Source organism: Bacillus sp. J33, assembly GCF_000518885.1.
In the GTDB taxonomy this organism is placed as follows: domain Bacteria; phylum Bacillota; class Bacilli; order Bacillales; family Cytobacillaceae; genus Cytobacillus.
On record NZ_JAEL01000035.1, the window covers coordinates 23046 to 40255 of the forward strand.

The window sequence follows — 17210 nt, forward strand, 5'->3', positions numbered from 1 at the left end:
TTGGTTAAACTGGCAGTAATGGGGGATTATTCCCCCATTACTGCTGTTTTCATTATTTTTTTACTCTACAAGGTGCCAGTTATATACCTCATCAGGCATTACTCCGTCTGCATATAACTTAACTCCACCTACCCGTTTATTAACAGCCCAAGCGTCTATACGCTGTTCAAAGAAAATAATTGGCAATTCTTCATTAACAAGCTTTTGCCATTCATTGTAGATTTCCTGGCGGTGCTCTTGAACATCTTTGCTGGAATCTTCAGGGAATGTTACACCTTTCTTAATAAGAGCGTCAGACTCTTCACTGTACCATCTCCACATATTCCATTTATCAGTAGACAGCCAGATGCCAGCTGGATCCGGATCATTAGCAAGTCCCCACGCACCCATGAACGTTTCTACAGATGGATCATCTGCTTCGATAGTATCATAGAAAAGGTTAAAGTCTTTTAATGAACCGCCGTTAAGCTTTGCATTTAAACCGATTTCCTGCCAAGATTGAAGAATGAATTGAGCACGTGCTTCTGAAGTTTCAGCTCCAGCCATTGCATCAAAGTTGATTGTGAATGGCTTGCCTTCTGGATCTTCACGGAAGCCGTCGCCGTCCTTGTCAACATAGCCTGCTTCGTCAAGTAATTTTTTAGCTTTTTCTACGTCATACTCGTATTGATTGATTTCTGAATCATCAATTTTTGCCCATGATACGGATGGGAATGGAGTGTTTAAAGGCCTTCCTAGGCCGTTTGCAAAACCATCGATGAATGCTTGACGGTCAATAGCATGTGCCATCGCATGGCGAAGGTTTTTGTTTTGGAATTTCTTATTATCAGAAACAACTACACCCTTTTTAGTGTCATAATGACCCCAATCAAATGCGATATAGCTATATGACAATGCATCAACTTCTTGAGGATTCACATTATCTAGAGCCTTTATAGTTTCCCATTGGTCTTTTGGAGCTTCAATAATATCGATTTCTCCATTTTGTACTAAACCTTGCGCAAGAGACCCATCAATGATTTTGTAAACAACACCATCTAATTTTGGTTTTCCTTGCCAGTAATCATCAAAACGTTCAAATTCAATCATTTCACCAGGTACAATGTTTTTAACTTTAAATGGACCTATACCAATTGGATTTTTGCGGATTTGATCAGAATCCGGAAGTTCTTTTGATGAAATATCACCATAATAATGCTTTGGTTCAGGATAAGACCAAATATTATCAATTAAGTTGACTGTTGGTTCTGTTACTGTTACTTCGATTGTATAATCATCAATTATTTTTATGCCTTCAATTTTATCCGCTTTTCCATCCTTATACTCTTGGGCTCCTTTGATCATTGCAACGTTAGCAAAGCGAGCTCCTTCATAAGTTGGATCTGCAATTAAGTACCAGGCATATTCTAAATCCTCTACAGTTAGTTCTTCTCCATCATGCCATTTAACACCTTCTTTAAACTTAATTGTTAATTTCGTATTATCTTCAGACATTTCCCAATCAGCTAGACTGGGTACTGTAGTAAGTTCTTCACTAGTCTTAAAGATGCTTTCATGCATAAATTTAAGGGCATTTGAATCGTCTTCCCCTTCATAATAGGCATAGGATAAAACGCCTTTGAATGGCTGAGTGTAACCGAAAGTTACTGTCCCGCCTTCTGTTGCTTCTGTTTTTATGTCTCCATCACTATCGTCTTTAGGTTCAGTGTTAGCTTTCTCTCCGCCGCCAGAACACGCTGCCAGGAATACAGACATGACCAGAAGAATGGACAGAAGCCAAAATGCTGATTTCTTCATTGTTTTCCCCCCGAAAATTATTTTTGACAAAGCCTTATTTATATAAGTGACAAGCGACTCTATGCCCAGGCTTCACCTCCTTCAATACCGGTTTCACACTCTGGCACTCAGGCATTGCATGCGCGCAGCGCGGATGGAATGTACACCCTTTTGGAGGATCGATCGGGCTTGGAACATCCCCCTCTAAAATAATCCTTTCTTTCTTTTTCCCCGGATTCGGTTCAGGGATCGCAGATATAAGCGCTTGAGTATAAGGATGAAGAGGCTCTGCATAAATGCTGTCTTTCTCTGCCACTTCCACCAGACCGCCCAAGTACATAACGCCAATACGGTCGCTCATATGTTTAACAACGCTTAAATCATGGGCAATAAATAAGAAAGTTAGATCAAATTCATCCTGAAGCTCTTTTAATAGATTCAAAACCTGTGACTGGACAGATACATCCAGTGCTGAAACAGGTTCATCAGCGATAATCAGCTTTGGCCTTAAAGCCAATGCCCTTGCAATTCCGATACGCTGTCTTTGTCCGCCGGAAAACTCATGGGGATATTTATAATAAGCATCTTCAGGAAGCCCCACTTTTCCAAGAAGATCTATTACTTCCGGCTTAAGTTCTTTTTCCGATTTATTGGTGTAGTTTCTGATAGGCTCAGATACCAAATGCCCTACCATCATCATTGGATTTAATGATGCATATGGATCCTGGAAAACCATTTGGAAGTCCTGGCGGATTTTCCTTAGACTAGTACCTCTGACATTTGTAATGTCTTGGCCGTCAAATATAATTTGTCCGTCTGTCGGTTCAAGCAGTCTAAGGATTGTTCTGCCTGCAGTAGATTTTCCGCAGCCGGATTCGCCTACTAGCCCCAATGTTTCCCCTTTTCTAATTTCAAAGGATACATCATCAACCGCTTTAACGACTGCCACTGTCCTTCTTAGGATTCCGCCTTTAATTGGATAGTACGTCTTAAGGTTTTTTACCTCAAGAAGTACTTCATTGTTGCTTTTATCTTTTTTTAGGACAGCAGTATTTTTTAGTTCGGTACTCATTATGCGTTCACCTCTGTTTTCGGTCGGCTTGTTTCGTAAAGAAGGCAGGCAACCTCATGTCCTTCTTCATTCACTGCCAATTGAGGTGTAACCGTTAAGCATTCAGGCATTGCCTTTGGGCAGCGTGCTGCAAACTTGCACCCAGTTTTAGGCATATTTTTTAAGGAAGGCACGATTCCTTTTATCGTGCTTAATGTTTCAACCTCTTCATCCATTTTTGGGATAGCTCCCATCAGAAGTTGAGTATACGGATGTTTCGGATTATGGAAGAGGGAATCAACATCTGTACGCTCTGCAATTTTCCCAGCATACATGACGATCACTTCATCGCACATCTCAGCAACAACACCCAGGTCATGGGTAATCAGAATAACAGACATATCATTGACTTCCTGGATTTCCTTCAGAAGCTCCAATATCTGGGCTTGTACCGTTACATCCAGTGCTGTTGTCGGTTCATCTGCTATCAGCAGTTTTGGCTGGCATGCAATTGCAATTGCAATCATAACTCTTTGCCTCATACCGCCTGATAGCTGATGAGGATATTCATCAACAATTTTTTCAGGCCTGGAAATCCCCACACTCTTTAAAAGTGCGATACTTTTAAGCCTAGCTTCCTTTTTTGAGATTTTCATATGGTTAAATAAAACTTCCTGTAATTGAAAGCCGATAGAGAAAACGGGATTTAAAGATGTCATAGGCTCCTGGAATATCATTGCGATATCCTTTCCCCTGATCTTATTAATCTCTGAATCTGTCATATTCTCCAGGTGGACACCATCAAATATAATTTCTCCATTGCGGATTTTTCCTATTCCTTTTGGCAGGAGCTTCATTACCGAAAGGCTCATTACCGATTTACCGCAGCCGGACTCCCCGACAATTCCAACTATTTGCCTGGGTTTAACCCTGAAAGAAACGTTATCAACCGCGTTATAGTATGTACCATCGATGGAAAAAGCCGTCTCTAGATTTTTCACCTCTAGCAAAGGTGCGTCTTTATGCAGATGGGATTTAGCGCTCATATGACACCTCTTACCTTTTCGAATTATTCAGTTAATTCATTCTATTTGTCTAAAATATTATTACAAACTTGTTACAATTGCAAGATTTTTTTAAAATTTGTCAAGATTCGTTTTTTTATAAATGAAAAAAAGCCCAACTTTAGGGCTTTAAAGCGTTTATATATCCAGATTAAATATAGTTTGATTAACAAAATATTCGGATGGCGCAGTAAAAGATGTTTTTGTAGAATAACTTTTTATCTCCTTATACACTTTTATAATCTCATAGCCAGCTGCGTAACCAAGTAAGTGGGGATAAGGCTTTTCACCATATAGTAACTTCTGGTGAATCCTTTCCTCCTTTGTTGCATTCAAATGATTTTTGAGTATTTTTTTCCAAAATTGTTCAATTTCTTCTCTTGAATAAAGGGTGCACCATTTTCCGCGGTATTTCTTGCCGCAATGAAGTTCAACAGCATGTTCGGCAAGACCTTCCAAAATAATGGAGTCCAGTAAAGTATAATCTTCGAGATTTTTCTTCTGCCTATTGATTCTGGAGGAATGATGGTATTCATGAACAAATAATGCCTCTAATTCCTTTTCGTCTATATTAGGCGGCAGGAATAGAAATAACATCTTTTTAAATGAAACACCGGATTTTCCAATGTTTCTTGAAAATAGCCCTCCTGATGCAGCCGGAAATATATATATATCTATTTCCGGCCCTCTCCATTTAACCTTATATTTATGGTATATTTTTTCAGCCAGATGCCAGACATTTTTTTCTTCCAGCTCCCTGAAGATGTTCCTGCTGCTGCGGTCAGGCCTATACATTCCGAAATTGAATAAGTACTGATATATATTTCGAGGATTATTTTCATTAAAGGGCTCGAGAAGTTTTTCACATATTTTAATTGGGTCATTTAAGCTTTCACTAAGCCATTTATCTGTTCTGACTACCCCATCTTGCCACCCCTTTTTTTAGAATTCTTTTTAAAATTTTATGTATTTGGGAAGATTTTCGTTCATTGAGAGCATGCAAAAAAGCTGGCTCATTCCGGCCGTATACAACGACCTTTTGAGCCAGCTTTTTTATTTACTCATATTTTTTAAAAACAATTGTAGCATTATGGCCGCCAAATCCTAAGGAATTGCTCATCGCAGCCTTTATTTCTCTTTCTCTTGACTTGTTAGGCACATAATCAAGGTCACATTCAGGGTCTGGCGTTTCAAGATTAATTGTTGGCGGCAATATGCCTTCCTTCATAGCCAGCACTGTAAAAATGGCTTCAATTCCGCCAGCTGCTCCAAGAAGGTGGCCTGTCATTGATTTTGTAGAGCTCACTGCCAAATTGTATGCGTGCTCACCAAATACTTCTTTAATTGCGAGAGTTTCAAATTTGTCATTATAATCCGTGCTCGTACCATGAGCATTAATATAATCTATATCCTCCGGCTGTAATCCGCCGTCTTCGATTGCCATTTTCATGGCTCTTGCCCCGCCTTCTCCGCCTGGTGCCGGAGCTGTGATATGATAAGCATCCCCAGTGGCTCCATATCCAACAATCTCAGCATAAATTTTGGCGCCGCGGGCAATTGCATGTTCAAGTTCTTCAAGGACAACAATCCCTGCACCTTCACCGATAACAAATCCGTCACGGTTTTGATCAAATGGACGGCTTGCAGTTTTCGGATCTGGATTAGTTGAAAGAGCGGTATTGGCACAGAACCCAGCCACAGACATTTTTGTGATTGGCGCTTCTGCTCCGCCTGTAATCATGGCATCTGCATCACCACGCTGAATGACCTTAAAGGCATCGCCAATTGAATTCGTTCCTGTTGCACATGCCGTTACGGTACATGAATTAAAGCCTTTTGCTCCAAGATAAATGGAAACCTGGCCGGTTGCCATATCAGGGATCATCATTGGTACGAAAAACGGGCTAACTCTTCGATATCCGCGTTTTAGAAACGTTTCATACTGATTTTCGAAAGTTTCCATGCCTCCGATGCCTGAACCGATCCAAACACCGATGCGATGGGCATTTTCATCCGTAATTTGAAGGTTGGCATCTTTAACTGCCATCAATGAAGAAGCAACAGCATAGTGCGTAAAGCGGTCCATTTTTCTGGCATCTTTTTTATCCATATACTCTTCCGGGCTGAAATCTTTAACCTCAGCCGCAACTTTAGCGGGATACTCTTCTGCATTTAATCTTGTGAGTGGTCCAATTCCGGATACCCCTGCTTTAATATTGTTCCATGTTGTTTCTGTATTATTTCCAAGTGGTGTTACAGCACCAATGCCTGTAACGACAACTCTTCTTTTTTCCATTTTGATTGCAGCTCCTTTTATATTATCATCAAATGGTTTATTTTTTACTATTTATCGTCCCCAGCGCATAGCGATCGCACCCCAAGTTAATCCTCCTCCAAAACCAACCATTACCAGCAAATCATCATCTTTAATCTTGCCGGCCTCAAGTTCTTCAACCAACGCAATTGGAATAGAAGATGCTGAGGTGTTTCCGTATTTATCAACTGTTTTGGACATTTTTTCAATAGGCAGTTCCAGTCTCTGTCTTGACGCTTCCATGATTCGGATATTTGCCTGATGCGGAATAAGAAAATCAACATCTTCCTTTGAAAGCCCTGCTTTATCTAAAACGTTAATACAGCTTTCTCCCATCTGGCGGACCGCAAATTTGAATACTTCCCGTCCGTTCATAATAATATATTCATCTTGGTATAAATGCTTGGCTCCAGTACCATCCGCTCCTAATTCAAACGAGAGGATGCCCCTGCCTTCCGAAACTGGACCGATTACAGCAGCCCCTGCCCCATCACCGAATAAAACAGCTGTATTGCGATCATTCCAATCTGTAACTTTGGATAACTTTTCAACACCTACTACTAATATGTGTTTGTATGTTCCGGTTTCAATAAACTGCTTTGCTGTTATGATCCCATACATAAAGCCTGCGCAGGCAGCACTGATATCCATTGCAGCTGCCTTCACCGCTCCCAGGCGCTCCTGAACCATGCAGGCAACAGAAGGAAAAGGATGATCCGGGGTAACTGTTGCAACAAGGATCATATCCAGATCCTCAGGAGCAATTCCCGCATCCTCCATAGCCTTTTTTGCTGATTCATAGGCCATATCTGATGTATCTATGTTATCATCCGCAATTCTTCTTTCTTCAATTCCAGTCCGTGTCCGGATCCATTCATCAGAAGTATCCACGATTTTCTCCAAGTCGGCATTTGTCACCACTTTTTCAGGCAGATATCTTCCAATCCCAATAATTCCTGCATTCATGGAGCCCCACTCCCTTTCTATCTCTGCGTATTGGCACTTTGATTCATAAACATTATTTTTTATATTTTATTATCAATTATTATGACTTGGTACTAATTTTATCAAAAATAGCAATAAAAACGCAATACTTTTTAACACAGTTTCCTATTTACTTAACAAACGTCCATACCCTCCGATAGCCCTCTTCATATGCTGTTATATAGGCACCTGAAAGGAGGAAGCAGGTTCATGCATGATGAAGAATATAAAAATAAGGACGAAGAGGGTCAAGGCCTGGACCCATTCACACAATTTATGTTTGGCCCAAATTCAAGAAGAAGAATGCATTCGACAGAAGAGATGGCCGAAGAGAAAACTGCTGAAGGCGAAGAAGATGAAAGCAGCAGCCACAACTCTGATGACTTGATATTCGGAGGCAAAAGCAGCAGAAGGCCAGATGAAAATGATGATTGGCTATTTGGCGGAGGCAGAAACAGAAATTCACCAGAACATGATGGGTGGCTTTTCGGCGGGGGAACCAGAGACCGACATGAAGATGATGATAGTTTGAGCAGAAAAGTCAACAATATACTTAACAACATTAATTATGAGGAACTCATGAACAATATTGACACACTTATGACATCTGCCAGCCAATTGAAACCGCTATTGAAAAAAGCACGACCATTAATTGATCAGTTTTTAAAAAAATAGAGCTAGAGATGGATGGAGAGGAGACTCTTCATCTTTTTATTTTATTTCCGCCTTAAAATAAATCCTTGTTTTTGCAGGTCCCATGCCAGCATGGTCATAGATTTTATAATCCTATATGCAGTATGCCTGGAGTCTAGGTTTAGAATTCTCGACAATCTTTGTTCGTTATTTGAGTGCTGACCAGTAAAAGGTAGTCTAATATAGCTTGAACATGACTGGTTCTTGAGGTTTTGTGACATTTAACATAGCCCCATTTTCCACCTTTTCTTATAACCGCAAATGAATTGCAGAATGGGCTTTTGAACCCCTCTTAGTAAATCTTTTTCGCTTATTCCATAAGAACTAAGGATCTCAACTTCTAAAGGTGAATTTCCACTCAAAATTCTCTTTTTTAGAGCTTGCAGGTGGTTTGGCCACCAAATTTGTTTGTTACATATAGATTTGGAATCCATAAGCCTATCAACTATTTTTTCAGTATGAAATGAACTACTCTTTTCAGGTATAATTGTTTTCCTTATCGGTTTTTATATAGGTAGCGGGATACGAAATGACAACGAAATGTTCAATTGGTATAGCCGGACACCTTTCTTTTAGCAGCCATTCTTTAAATTGAGATACCTGGCGCAACACCTGTGAAACTGGATTAGGAATAACCTCTTCCTGCTGTCCGTGTTTTTGAATGACCTGGTCAGACATCGGCTCAAAATATAAAGTACCTGAGTAATTTTTTACTTCTATTATTGCTGCGTAAAAAGAGATATAAGTAAGGAGTCAATTTGAAAATAACTTTGAAGGGAAAGACGAAGATCATTATAAATTCTAAATTCGTTGTTGGCTAGAAAACCTATATAATAATCAAGCTGCTATTCTCCATTATATCCAGCAACCCCATTCCTTTAGTCGGTTTCAATATCCAGCCTTTTCCGGCGGTAATCCAGCAGCCGTCGAAATAAAGCTTCTTTTTGCAGAATTTCTCTTTGGTTTCGTTATTGGTTTCATAATCATAGCAGACCTCCTGGAAGAATTTTTTCATGTTTTAAATTCGGTATAGAGGACCAGTTATCCTTTATTGAATTGAAGTTTTCTGTATCGGGTATGATTTAATATAGTACGGGGTTCCTTTTGCGCGTGTTCCGTCTATTTACGTTCGGCTCCTTCCCTTTTATGCTCACACCTCCTCCTTTTTCGCGCGGACTTTATTTGCTTGCGCGCAGCCGTTTCCTTTGTGCGCGGGTTCTAGCTATTTACACGCGACTTCTTACCTTTTGTGCGTACACCTCCTCCCTTTTCGAGCGAACTTTACTTGTTAGTGCGCAGCTGTTTCCTTTGAGTAACTTCTATCTTTTTACGCATTACCTCCTCCCTTTTCGCGCAGACATTTTAATTTCAAATACACCTCTTTTATTACATTTCCCACCCAATAAAAAAACCAGCCCCTCAGGCCGGTTCCCTCAATCTATTCATTCTCTTTTAGTGCGTCAGCTTTTCCCATTTCATAGGCTTCATTCATGACTTTAGTAAAAAGGGTCATGAATGGCTGGATCATTTCCATGGAGAGTTCGATGCCTGCTTCGTCCAGCTGCTGTTTAGCTTCAGGCATGTATTTCATGGCGATTTGCATGAATTCCATAGATTTGTCATTTGGCTGCATCTGGTTGTACCTCCTATGTATCGTTGTACTGGTTATTCATTGGGCAGTTTGCCTGTTTTTTTGTACTTTTCTATGGCAGCGTTTAGTTCCTTTTTGAATTCTTCATCTACATCAGGGCTGAATTTACCCATTGAGATGACCTCATCCTGGAAATCAAAGCTCAGGTTCCCTGATTCCAGTTCGCCTTTATTAAATTTCTCTGCCACGATTTCGTACAAAACATCAACATGCTGAACGGTGCTCGTCAGCACGACTGATTCGCCCAGGTCGGACTGATCAGATATAAAACCGATCGCGTAAAGTCCTTTTTCTTTCAATTTTTCGATGACAGGAACATTATACCCATCACCGGCGGGATAGACAACATCTGCGTTTTTCGAAATCAGTTTGTCAAGCAGCTTTATCGCTTTTTTGTCGTTATCCCAGTTGCCGACATACTGAATTTCTACATTAACGTTATTGTTTGTTGCGTAGTAGGCTCCTTCAGTAAATCCTTCTATTTCAGGCTGCCATTCGAAGGCTGCAAGTACCCCTACGGTTTCTGTTTTAGTCATGTGTCCTGCGACCATGCCGCCAAAAAAGCCCATTGCATAAGCTTCAAAATTTAAGCTTGTGGTATTGTCATTTTCTGCGTTACCATTAAAGCTGACAAAATGGATATGCGGATATGTTTTAGAGATATTATTAAAGTATTCTGCATATTCATTTCCATGGCCAAATATTAAATTAACGCCTTTTTGGTCAAATTCTTTGACCGCCCTCTCCACAACCATTTCAGAGTTCATGCCTTCTTTATAATAAACCTCTACATTATATTGGGATTGAATTTTTAACATTCCTTTATAGCCTTTTGTGCCCCACACCTGGTCATTTATTGTATCGGGCACTAACAGTCCAGCTTTCTCAAGCTTTCCTGTGGATATTGCTTGTCCGCAGGAACTCAATAAAAGAAGGCACAAAAGAAGGATCCCGAATTTCAATAGTGTCTTATGCATCTCCTTTTTCTCCGCCTCTCTGTAAAAGCAGCTTTCCCCTTACCTTCATACTGATGGTGATCCCGGTTTATTTTACCAAACTAATATAATTTTACCTTGTCTTTAGGTTAATTGGAAAGATATTTTTCTAATTTCACGTTCCATTCCTTTTCGCTAGAGCCTGCAAGTGCCTTCTTTGCTGTTCCAGCCCCTCCGAGTATCTAATGGAGTCCCTCACGGTTTTCTCTATAATTTTACCTTTTTCCAAGTCATCATAACTGTGACTTTTGCTAAATTCTAGCGATAGATATTCGGCACATTTTTGCCAATGGCCGGAAAGGCTGCTTTTTAATAAATATGATCCTCCTTTATTCTTTTCACTTTCCTCCAAAATGGAATAAATAAGGTCATCTATAAAAATAGCATCATGAACCCATTCCCTGTTATTCAGCTCTGCTGTTTTTTTATCCAGGATTGCCTGATGAAAAATAAACTCCTTCGGCTGCCAGGGACCATATATAGCAGGCAGGTAAAAAGAATGTACTGCAATGTTTTTTTCTTTTAAAACCTCAATTGCCCTCTCACAGCGGCTATGAGCCCGATTAATGTCTTTTAGCCACTGAAGCGGAAATAGAAACACGATCTTTGAATTTGCTTTCTCCAACTCATTCTTTTTATGAATAAGATAGTTCTCTATAATCTCATTCTCTCTTATTGCAGATAGTTTATTCTTTAAATAAAAATCATAAATATCAATAAAGATCACTGTATCTTTCAATATTTCTTCTTTAGATGCCATCCATTCAGTGTATTCCTTTTCGGAAAAATTCGCATTGCGTCCAATTTCCAAACGCTTATCGGCTAAATATGGGTCTTCCTCCCCTTTAATAATATGGATGCCATCTATCTCACAGCCCTGATCAAGCAGATGCTTGCACAGGCTGAATCCAATAAATTCAAATGTTCCTATTATAATTGCCCTGTCCATCTTCACCCCTCCTCAAAGCATTCTCACTGTATCCTATGCTTTAGGGATTGTATTTATTTCTGAGCAGAAAGGGCCGCATCTATAATTCCTTTTCATATTTTCTTAAGAAGCCCGTCATTTGAAAAGATATCCGCTGTTTTTTGTCTGGAAGCATATAAAAAACAGAGATGGGAGTATTTTCTTTTTCCCACTGCATTGATCTTTTCTTTAAATAGTCTGATTGCTTGTAGGCTCTTCCCCCAGAGAGAATCTGAATGATCCTGACAGGCACCTTAAGACCTTCTGTAAGGTTTTTTTCATGTTTGTCCAGTAGATCTTGTATTTTTCCAGTTTCGACCTCATACGAATTTGCAATTTCCTTTAATAGCTTTTTGTAGAAAAACTTATGCTCTTTTTCCTGTTCTAAATGGTGCTTTAATGAAAGAATTGGATTAATTAGTACTGCCGAACGAATCATGTCTCCCATCTCATGCATCAATTTAAGCGCCACAAGAGATCCCATACCTTCAGCAATAATGTGGATCTTTTCATTTATAATTTCCGTTCGGACAATGTGCTCATATAAACATTTGGCGTTATCCACCGCTTTATCGCTGCCCCAGTGCCTTCCGTATAGGTTGGAATAGAATATGGTATATCCTTGCTCTCTAAGCTTTTTTATTAATGTACTTTTCCCTTCATTTTGAGTCCAAAAACTGCTGTTACTGTCAACAAAATGCCTATCATCCCCAATAATCAGAATACCGAAACCACTTGGTTTATCTGGATAGTGAATCATACACCATTCGGTATCCAATTGAAAGTTCCGGCTTTTCATAGTAAAACTCCTTTTCAGTTTGTTCATAATAATGTATGTATGTAAAATTAAAATGAAAGGGAGAATTGCCCAGTTTCAGACAAGTTCAATATCCTGCATGGGTTTGCTATCCATTTTTTAAGGTCATGTATAAAAAAGGATCCTTGTAATAAAATCTGCATGAACATGCTGCAAAAATCAATTTATTTCTTTAACAGCTTATGCTAATATGAAAAGGGATTTAAATATGTTAGAGGTGAAATTGATGAGATTCTTTTGGACATTTTTCTGGACTTTCCTTCTTGTTCAAATGTTAACGTACGTGGTATCTTCGATGCTGGGAGCGCATTATGATTTTGTAACCGGTGCCATCCTGGCAGTTGGAACAACTCTCTTAATTTTTGTTGTTGCATCCATTATTCCTGAGGGGCCTGCTGGGAAAGAAGGGCTTCATTAATCATCGTTTTGTCAGCAGGTATTTATGCCGACTTAAAAGAGTCATCCTGACATAGTCAGGATGATTCTTTTAATTTAGCCGGATTATTTTATTACTAGCTCTATTTTTCCGTTATCTGTGGTAATCGCCACTTCACTGTAATCCTTGATTTGCCCTGCTATTATTTTCCGGGCAAGTGCGGTTTCCACATTTCTTTGAATAAATCGTTTGAGCGGCCTTGCTCCATATACAGGATCAAACCCGTTTTCTGCAATATATTCCTTTGCATGATCATTTATACTTAACTTGATATGCTGGTCCGATAATCTTGTTTGAAGTTCGTTTACTAACTTAGATACGATTTCTTTTATTTCATTTAATGCCAATGGCTGAAACAAAATGATTTCGTCCACTCTGTTTATAAATTCAGGGCGGAAATGGCTGCGCAGCTGTCCCATTACTTTGCTTCTAGTGTCTTCTTTAATATCCTCTTCTCCTTCATGACGTTCAAGAAGAAAATGAGATCCAATGTTGGAAGTCATAATAATTACCGTATTTTTAAAGTCGACTGTACGTCCGTGCGAATCTGTGATTCGTCCATCATCAAGCATCTGAAGCAAAATATTGAAGACCTCTGGGTGAGCCTTTTCTATTTCATCCAGCAGAATAACTGAATAAGGCTTTCTTCGCACTGCTTCTGTAAGCTGCCCGCCTTCTTCATAGCCTACATACCCGGGAGGCGCCCCAATTAATCTTGAAACTGCATGTTTTTCCATATATTCGGACATATCGATTCGAATAATTTGTTCCTCACTGTCAAATAGTGATTGTGCAAGAGCTTTAGCCAGTTCCGTTTTTCCTACACCGGTTGGACCCAGGAATATGAATGAACCAATTGGGCGATTTGGATCTTTTATTCCTGCCCTAGCTCTTAAAACAGCGTCAGAAACCAGCTGTACAGCTTCGTCCTGCCCGATTACCCGCTCGTGTAAAATACTTTCAAGACGAAGCAGTTTTTCTCTTTCCCCTTCCACGAGCTTGGCGACTGGAATGCCCGTCCATCTGGCAACAATTCCTGCAATTTCTTCTTCTGTTACTTCCTCTCTCAAAAGCCGGTCCCCTTGGTTCTCATTAACTGCCGTTTCCAGTTCTTTCAGTTCTTTCTCTAGAGTAGGAATTCTGCCATGGCGCAGTTCAGCAGCTTTATTTAAATCATAATTATTCTCTGCTTCCTCCAAATCCCTGCGCATTTTTTCAAGCTGCTCCCGTTTTTCCTGTACTTTTTGGATGCCTTCTTTTTCAAGCTGCCATTTTGCTTTCATGCTATTTGCCTGATCTTTTAATTCTGCCAGTTCTTTCTGCAGGTCAGAAAGCCTCTGTTTACTCGCTTCATCGCTTTCTTTTCTTAAAGCAGCTTCTTCGATTTCAAGCTGCATTACCCGCCTCGTTACTTCATCCAATTCAGATGGCATTGAATCGATCTCTGTCCTGATCATCGCACATGCCTCATCTACCAGGTCAATCGCTTTATCAGGGAGAAAGCGGTCTGTTATATATCTGTCCGATAAGGTTGCGGCAGCCACCAGGGCTCGATCATGAATATTAACACCATGGTGAATTTCAAAACGCTCCTTTAAACCCCTTAAAATCGAGATTGTATCTTCCACATCTGGCTCCTGAACTAAAACCTGCTGGAAGCGGCGTTCAAGAGCAGGATCTTTTTCTATATATTTTCGATGCTCTTCAAGTGTGGTTGCACCTATGCAATGCAATTCTCCCCTGGCGAGCATTGGCTTTAGCATATTCCCTGCATCCATGGCGCCTTCCGTTTTGCCTGCACCTACAATTGTATGAAGTTCATCAATAAAAAGAAGGATTCTGCCTTCACTTTTCTTTACTTCATTTAATACGGCCTTAAGCCTTTCCTCAAATTCACCCCTGAACTTGGCACCGGCAATCAAGGCACTCATATCAAGGGCGAAGATGGTTTTATCTTTTAATCCCTCTGGAACATCTTTGCGGACAATTCGCTGTGCAAGACCTTCAACTATTGCTGTTTTACCTACTCCTGGTTCACCAATCAGGACAGGATTATTTTTCGTTTTCCTTGAAAGGATGCGAATGACATGCCTTATTTCACTGTCTCTGCCGATAACCGGATCAACCTTGCCCGCTTTTACCTCTGCTACAAGATCTCTTCCGTATTTTTTCAAGGCTTCATATGTAGATTCCGGATTTTGAGATGTCACTCTTTGATTCCCCCTAATATCCTTGATGGCTTGCTCCACTTTTCTTTTATTTGTCCCGTATGATTTTAAAAATGAAGCTGTATCGGTGTCTTCAGCTGCCGCTGCCAGGAAAACATGTTCTACTGACATGTATTCATCCTCATACTCTTTCATCGATCTTTCTGCTTCAGCCAGGAGACGCTGCAGCTTACCTGTAATATATAGCTTGCCGTGTTCTGCACCTGATCCGGATACCTGCGGCTTTTTCTGCAAAGCAGTTTTCATCTTATTAATAAATAATTCAGCCGAAATATGCAATTTTGACAGGATTGATTTGATCAGGTTATCTTCCTTTTCCATTACAGCCAGCATTAAGTGGGCTTCATCCACTTCCTGGTGATTTTCTCTTATGGCAATTGCCTGTGCATTCATAAAAGCTTCCTGAAGCCGCTCTGTCATCCGATTCAGATCCATTATGCAACCTCCTATTTGACCATCCTTGACCTTTGCTTTTTATTATATGCCTTTTTTTCCATATGTAAAGTTATCTGATAGCCTATTACCTAATTTATTGCTGATTGGTGCTGTCTTTTGGCTGATTTCGAAAAAGTTTGCTGTTTTTTACGCGGCAAACTAAGTTTAACCAACTGAGTTGATTGTAGCGGAGGACACTTGACTCCTCGAAAATACATTCGCAATTGCTTACACCTAGGTGTTTATTCAGGGATGCTTTCCCAATGTCCTGCTCCGAAGAAAGGGAAGTTTAAGACCCCACGGTGAAGCTGAGGGTGCTCCCATTCCTCCGCTCGGGAAAGCGGAAAGCAACGGGCGGGATTCATAAGTAAAACAACAATTTATGTGAAAAGAGCCTTTTTTTTACCTGAAAAGCCATCCACAAATGGGATGGCTCACTATTTTTATGTTTTTCCCCGTTATATAGGCGGTTAATCCAAATTAAGGCTTTCTTTTATATGTCCAGACACGATTGTGATTAGAGTTTTCCGGAAATTGATCTCCGGCTCTCAGCTTAAGCATTTGAGGATTGTTGACGTTGCTCCCGGTTTCGCCGATTTCTATATAAATGCCGTTATTTGGTGCTTTCTGACCTGGCTTAAACTGTCTATTTTGTCCCATGCAGATACCTCCTTTAGTCTTAAATCATTAATTATTATTTCCACTCAAGCTTCACTCATGAGGGAAACTATTGGTATTGCCATGATTTGAGTGGAGAAAGGAGCTGCGAATTTCCTAATTTTTGCAGATTTTTAGATATTCCTTTACACGTTTGCACTATTTATAGTTAAATGAGGAGGTATGAGATTTTATTAGTTGGAGGATTTACTTGTGGAAGATCTTTTCTTATTGCTGAAATATTTATTCTTAGGATTATTTCAAGGGTTTACAGAGCCAATTCCGATTTCGTCCAGCGGGCATTTAGAAATTGCACAGCATTTTTTCGGGCTTGATATTAAAGGAATGAGCTTTGCACTTTTAGTAAATACTGCTTCTTTAATTGCTGTGTTAATCATTTACCGCGAAGATATTTTTAGGCTGATCCGGAATGGGCTTGCTTACATAACCACTAAGGATAAGCGGGCGGAAGCTGATTTTCGATTTATTATTTACTTAATCATTGGAACAATACCAGCAGGTATAATTGGAATATTATTCGAAGATTTCATTGATAAACATCTTGCAAGCATTAAAACAGTAGGCATTACACTTATTGTTACTGGTCTTGCACTTTGGCTGATCCGGAACATGAGAGGCCGCAAGAACGATGCTGAATTGTCATTCAAAGATGCCATCATTGTAGGGCTTGCCCAGGCAGTTGCCTTAATACCGGGCATCAGCCGTTCAGGTGCGACAATTGTCGCCGCAATGGGCTTAGGGATGAAACAGGAAACAGCTTTAAGATTTTCATTCCTATTATATATTCCGGTGAGTGCCGGCGGAATGATTTTAGGCTTTTCAGATATATTGAACGATCCTAATTTGTCTGAATATGCAATGCCTTATACAATTGCCTTTTTCGCATCCCTTATTGCATCCTACTTCTCTCTGAAGTGGTTCATGAATATTATGGCCAGGGGCAATTTAAAGTACTTTGCCGTTTACTGTTTTATTGTTGGTCCGCTTGTTTATTTCTTATCTTAAGCAAAAGCCTTCTCCAGCATTTGGAGAAGGCTTTTTTTTGGCTTTGTTAAATTTCCTGTTGATTTCCGCTCCAGGCGCTCAAGCTTCCGCGGGCGGTCCGACGCTCCTCAGCACAT

Annotated in this window: 16 protein-coding genes; 3 read left to right on the forward strand and 13 right to left on the reverse strand. The window is 40.0% G+C overall.

Features of this window, described 5'->3' with window-relative positions:
- Positions 1–60: 60 nt before the first annotated feature.
- The 6 genes from opp4A to L634_RS0112440 all read right to left on the reverse strand — a co-directional run bounded on the left by opp4A (position 61) and on the right by L634_RS0112440 (position 7171).
- Entirely contained in the window at positions 61–1797 is a 1737-nt protein-coding gene (opp4A, locus tag L634_RS0112415; RefSeq protein ID WP_026582730.1) for an oligopeptide ABC transporter substrate-binding protein, read from the reverse strand.
- A gap of 34 nt (positions 1798–1831) precedes the next feature.
- The gene (locus L634_RS0112420; protein WP_051428321.1) at positions 1832–2848 is read right to left on the reverse strand and encodes an ABC transporter ATP-binding protein; all 1017 of its coding nucleotides are present in this window, start codon (positions 2846–2848) and stop codon (positions 1832–1834) included.
- Complete coding sequence (locus tag L634_RS0112425; protein WP_026582732.1) at positions 2848–3873, reverse strand: ABC transporter ATP-binding protein; 1026 nt, start codon at positions 3871–3873, stop codon at positions 2848–2850. The genes L634_RS0112420 and L634_RS0112425 overlap by 1 nt, the downstream gene beginning before the upstream one ends.
- A gap of 156 nt (positions 3874–4029) precedes the next feature.
- On the reverse strand, positions 4030–4686 hold the full coding sequence (locus L634_RS0112430) for a DUF2268 domain-containing protein (RefSeq protein ID WP_026582733.1): 657 nt from the start codon (positions 4684–4686) through the stop codon (positions 4030–4032).
- A 262-nt stretch (positions 4687–4948) separates the two neighbouring features.
- Positions 4949–6187, reverse strand: coding sequence for a beta-ketoacyl-ACP synthase II (gene fabF, locus L634_RS0112435; RefSeq protein ID WP_026582734.1), 1239 nt, complete (start codon positions 6185–6187; stop codon positions 4949–4951).
- Between the two features lie 51 nt (positions 6188–6238).
- The gene (locus L634_RS0112440; protein WP_026582735.1) at positions 6239–7171 is read right to left on the reverse strand and encodes a beta-ketoacyl-ACP synthase III; all 933 of its coding nucleotides are present in this window, start codon (positions 7169–7171) and stop codon (positions 6239–6241) included.
- Between the two features lie 228 nt (positions 7172–7399).
- Here L634_RS0112440 and L634_RS31075 point away from each other — a divergent pair, with 228 nt between their 5' ends.
- Entirely contained in the window at positions 7400–7864 is a 465-nt protein-coding gene (locus tag L634_RS31075; RefSeq protein ID WP_051428322.1) for a hypothetical protein, read from the forward strand.
- Between the two features lie 495 nt (positions 7865–8359).
- Here L634_RS31075 and L634_RS34910 read toward each other — a convergent pair whose 3' ends face one another.
- From L634_RS34910 to L634_RS0112470, 5 genes are all read right to left on the reverse strand, one after another.
- Positions 8360–8623, reverse strand: a complete 264-nt coding sequence (locus tag L634_RS34910) for a nuclease-related domain-containing protein (RefSeq protein ID WP_084028893.1) — start codon at positions 8621–8623, stop codon at positions 8360–8362.
- Positions 8624–9320: 697 nt separating this feature from the next.
- Positions 9321–9515 carry a ComZ family protein gene (locus L634_RS0112455; protein ID WP_026582736.1) on the reverse strand — a complete coding sequence of 65 codons (195 nt, stop codon included), beginning with the start codon at positions 9513–9515 and terminating at the stop codon, positions 9321–9323.
- Between the two features lie 32 nt (positions 9516–9547).
- Positions 9548–10510, reverse strand: coding sequence for a BMP family ABC transporter substrate-binding protein (locus L634_RS0112460; protein WP_026582737.1), 963 nt, complete (start codon positions 10508–10510; stop codon positions 9548–9550).
- 133 nt (positions 10511–10643) lie between these two features.
- Positions 10644–11477 carry a hypothetical protein gene (locus L634_RS0112465; RefSeq protein ID WP_026582738.1) on the reverse strand — a complete coding sequence of 278 codons (834 nt, stop codon included), beginning with the start codon at positions 11475–11477 and terminating at the stop codon, positions 10644–10646.
- A 79-nt stretch (positions 11478–11556) separates the two neighbouring features.
- Complete coding sequence (locus L634_RS0112470) at positions 11557–12294, reverse strand: serine aminopeptidase domain-containing protein (RefSeq protein ID WP_026582739.1); 738 nt, start codon at positions 12292–12294, stop codon at positions 11557–11559.
- Between the two features lie 244 nt (positions 12295–12538).
- On the opposite strand from L634_RS0112470, the gene L634_RS0112475 reads away from it, so the two are divergent.
- Positions 12539–12730: a DUF2929 family protein gene (locus L634_RS0112475; protein ID WP_026582740.1), complete on the forward strand. Its 192-nt coding sequence runs from the start codon at positions 12539–12541 to the stop codon at positions 12728–12730.
- 83 nt (positions 12731–12813) lie between these two features.
- Here the strand turns inward: L634_RS0112475 and clpB are convergent, their stop codons facing one another.
- Positions 12814–15411: an ATP-dependent chaperone ClpB gene (gene clpB / locus L634_RS0112480; protein WP_026582741.1), complete on the reverse strand. Its 2598-nt coding sequence runs from the start codon at positions 15409–15411 to the stop codon at positions 12814–12816.
- Positions 15412–15891: 480 nt separating this feature from the next.
- Positions 15892–16071 carry a YjzC family protein gene (locus L634_RS0112485; protein ID WP_026582742.1) on the reverse strand — a complete coding sequence of 60 codons (180 nt, stop codon included), beginning with the start codon at positions 16069–16071 and terminating at the stop codon, positions 15892–15894.
- A gap of 210 nt (positions 16072–16281) precedes the next feature.
- On the opposite strand from L634_RS0112485, the gene L634_RS0112490 reads away from it, so the two are divergent.
- Positions 16282–17094 carry an undecaprenyl-diphosphate phosphatase gene (locus L634_RS0112490; protein ID WP_026582743.1) on the forward strand — a complete coding sequence of 271 codons (813 nt, stop codon included), beginning with the start codon at positions 16282–16284 and terminating at the stop codon, positions 17092–17094.
- Positions 17095–17210: the final 116 nt, after the last annotated feature.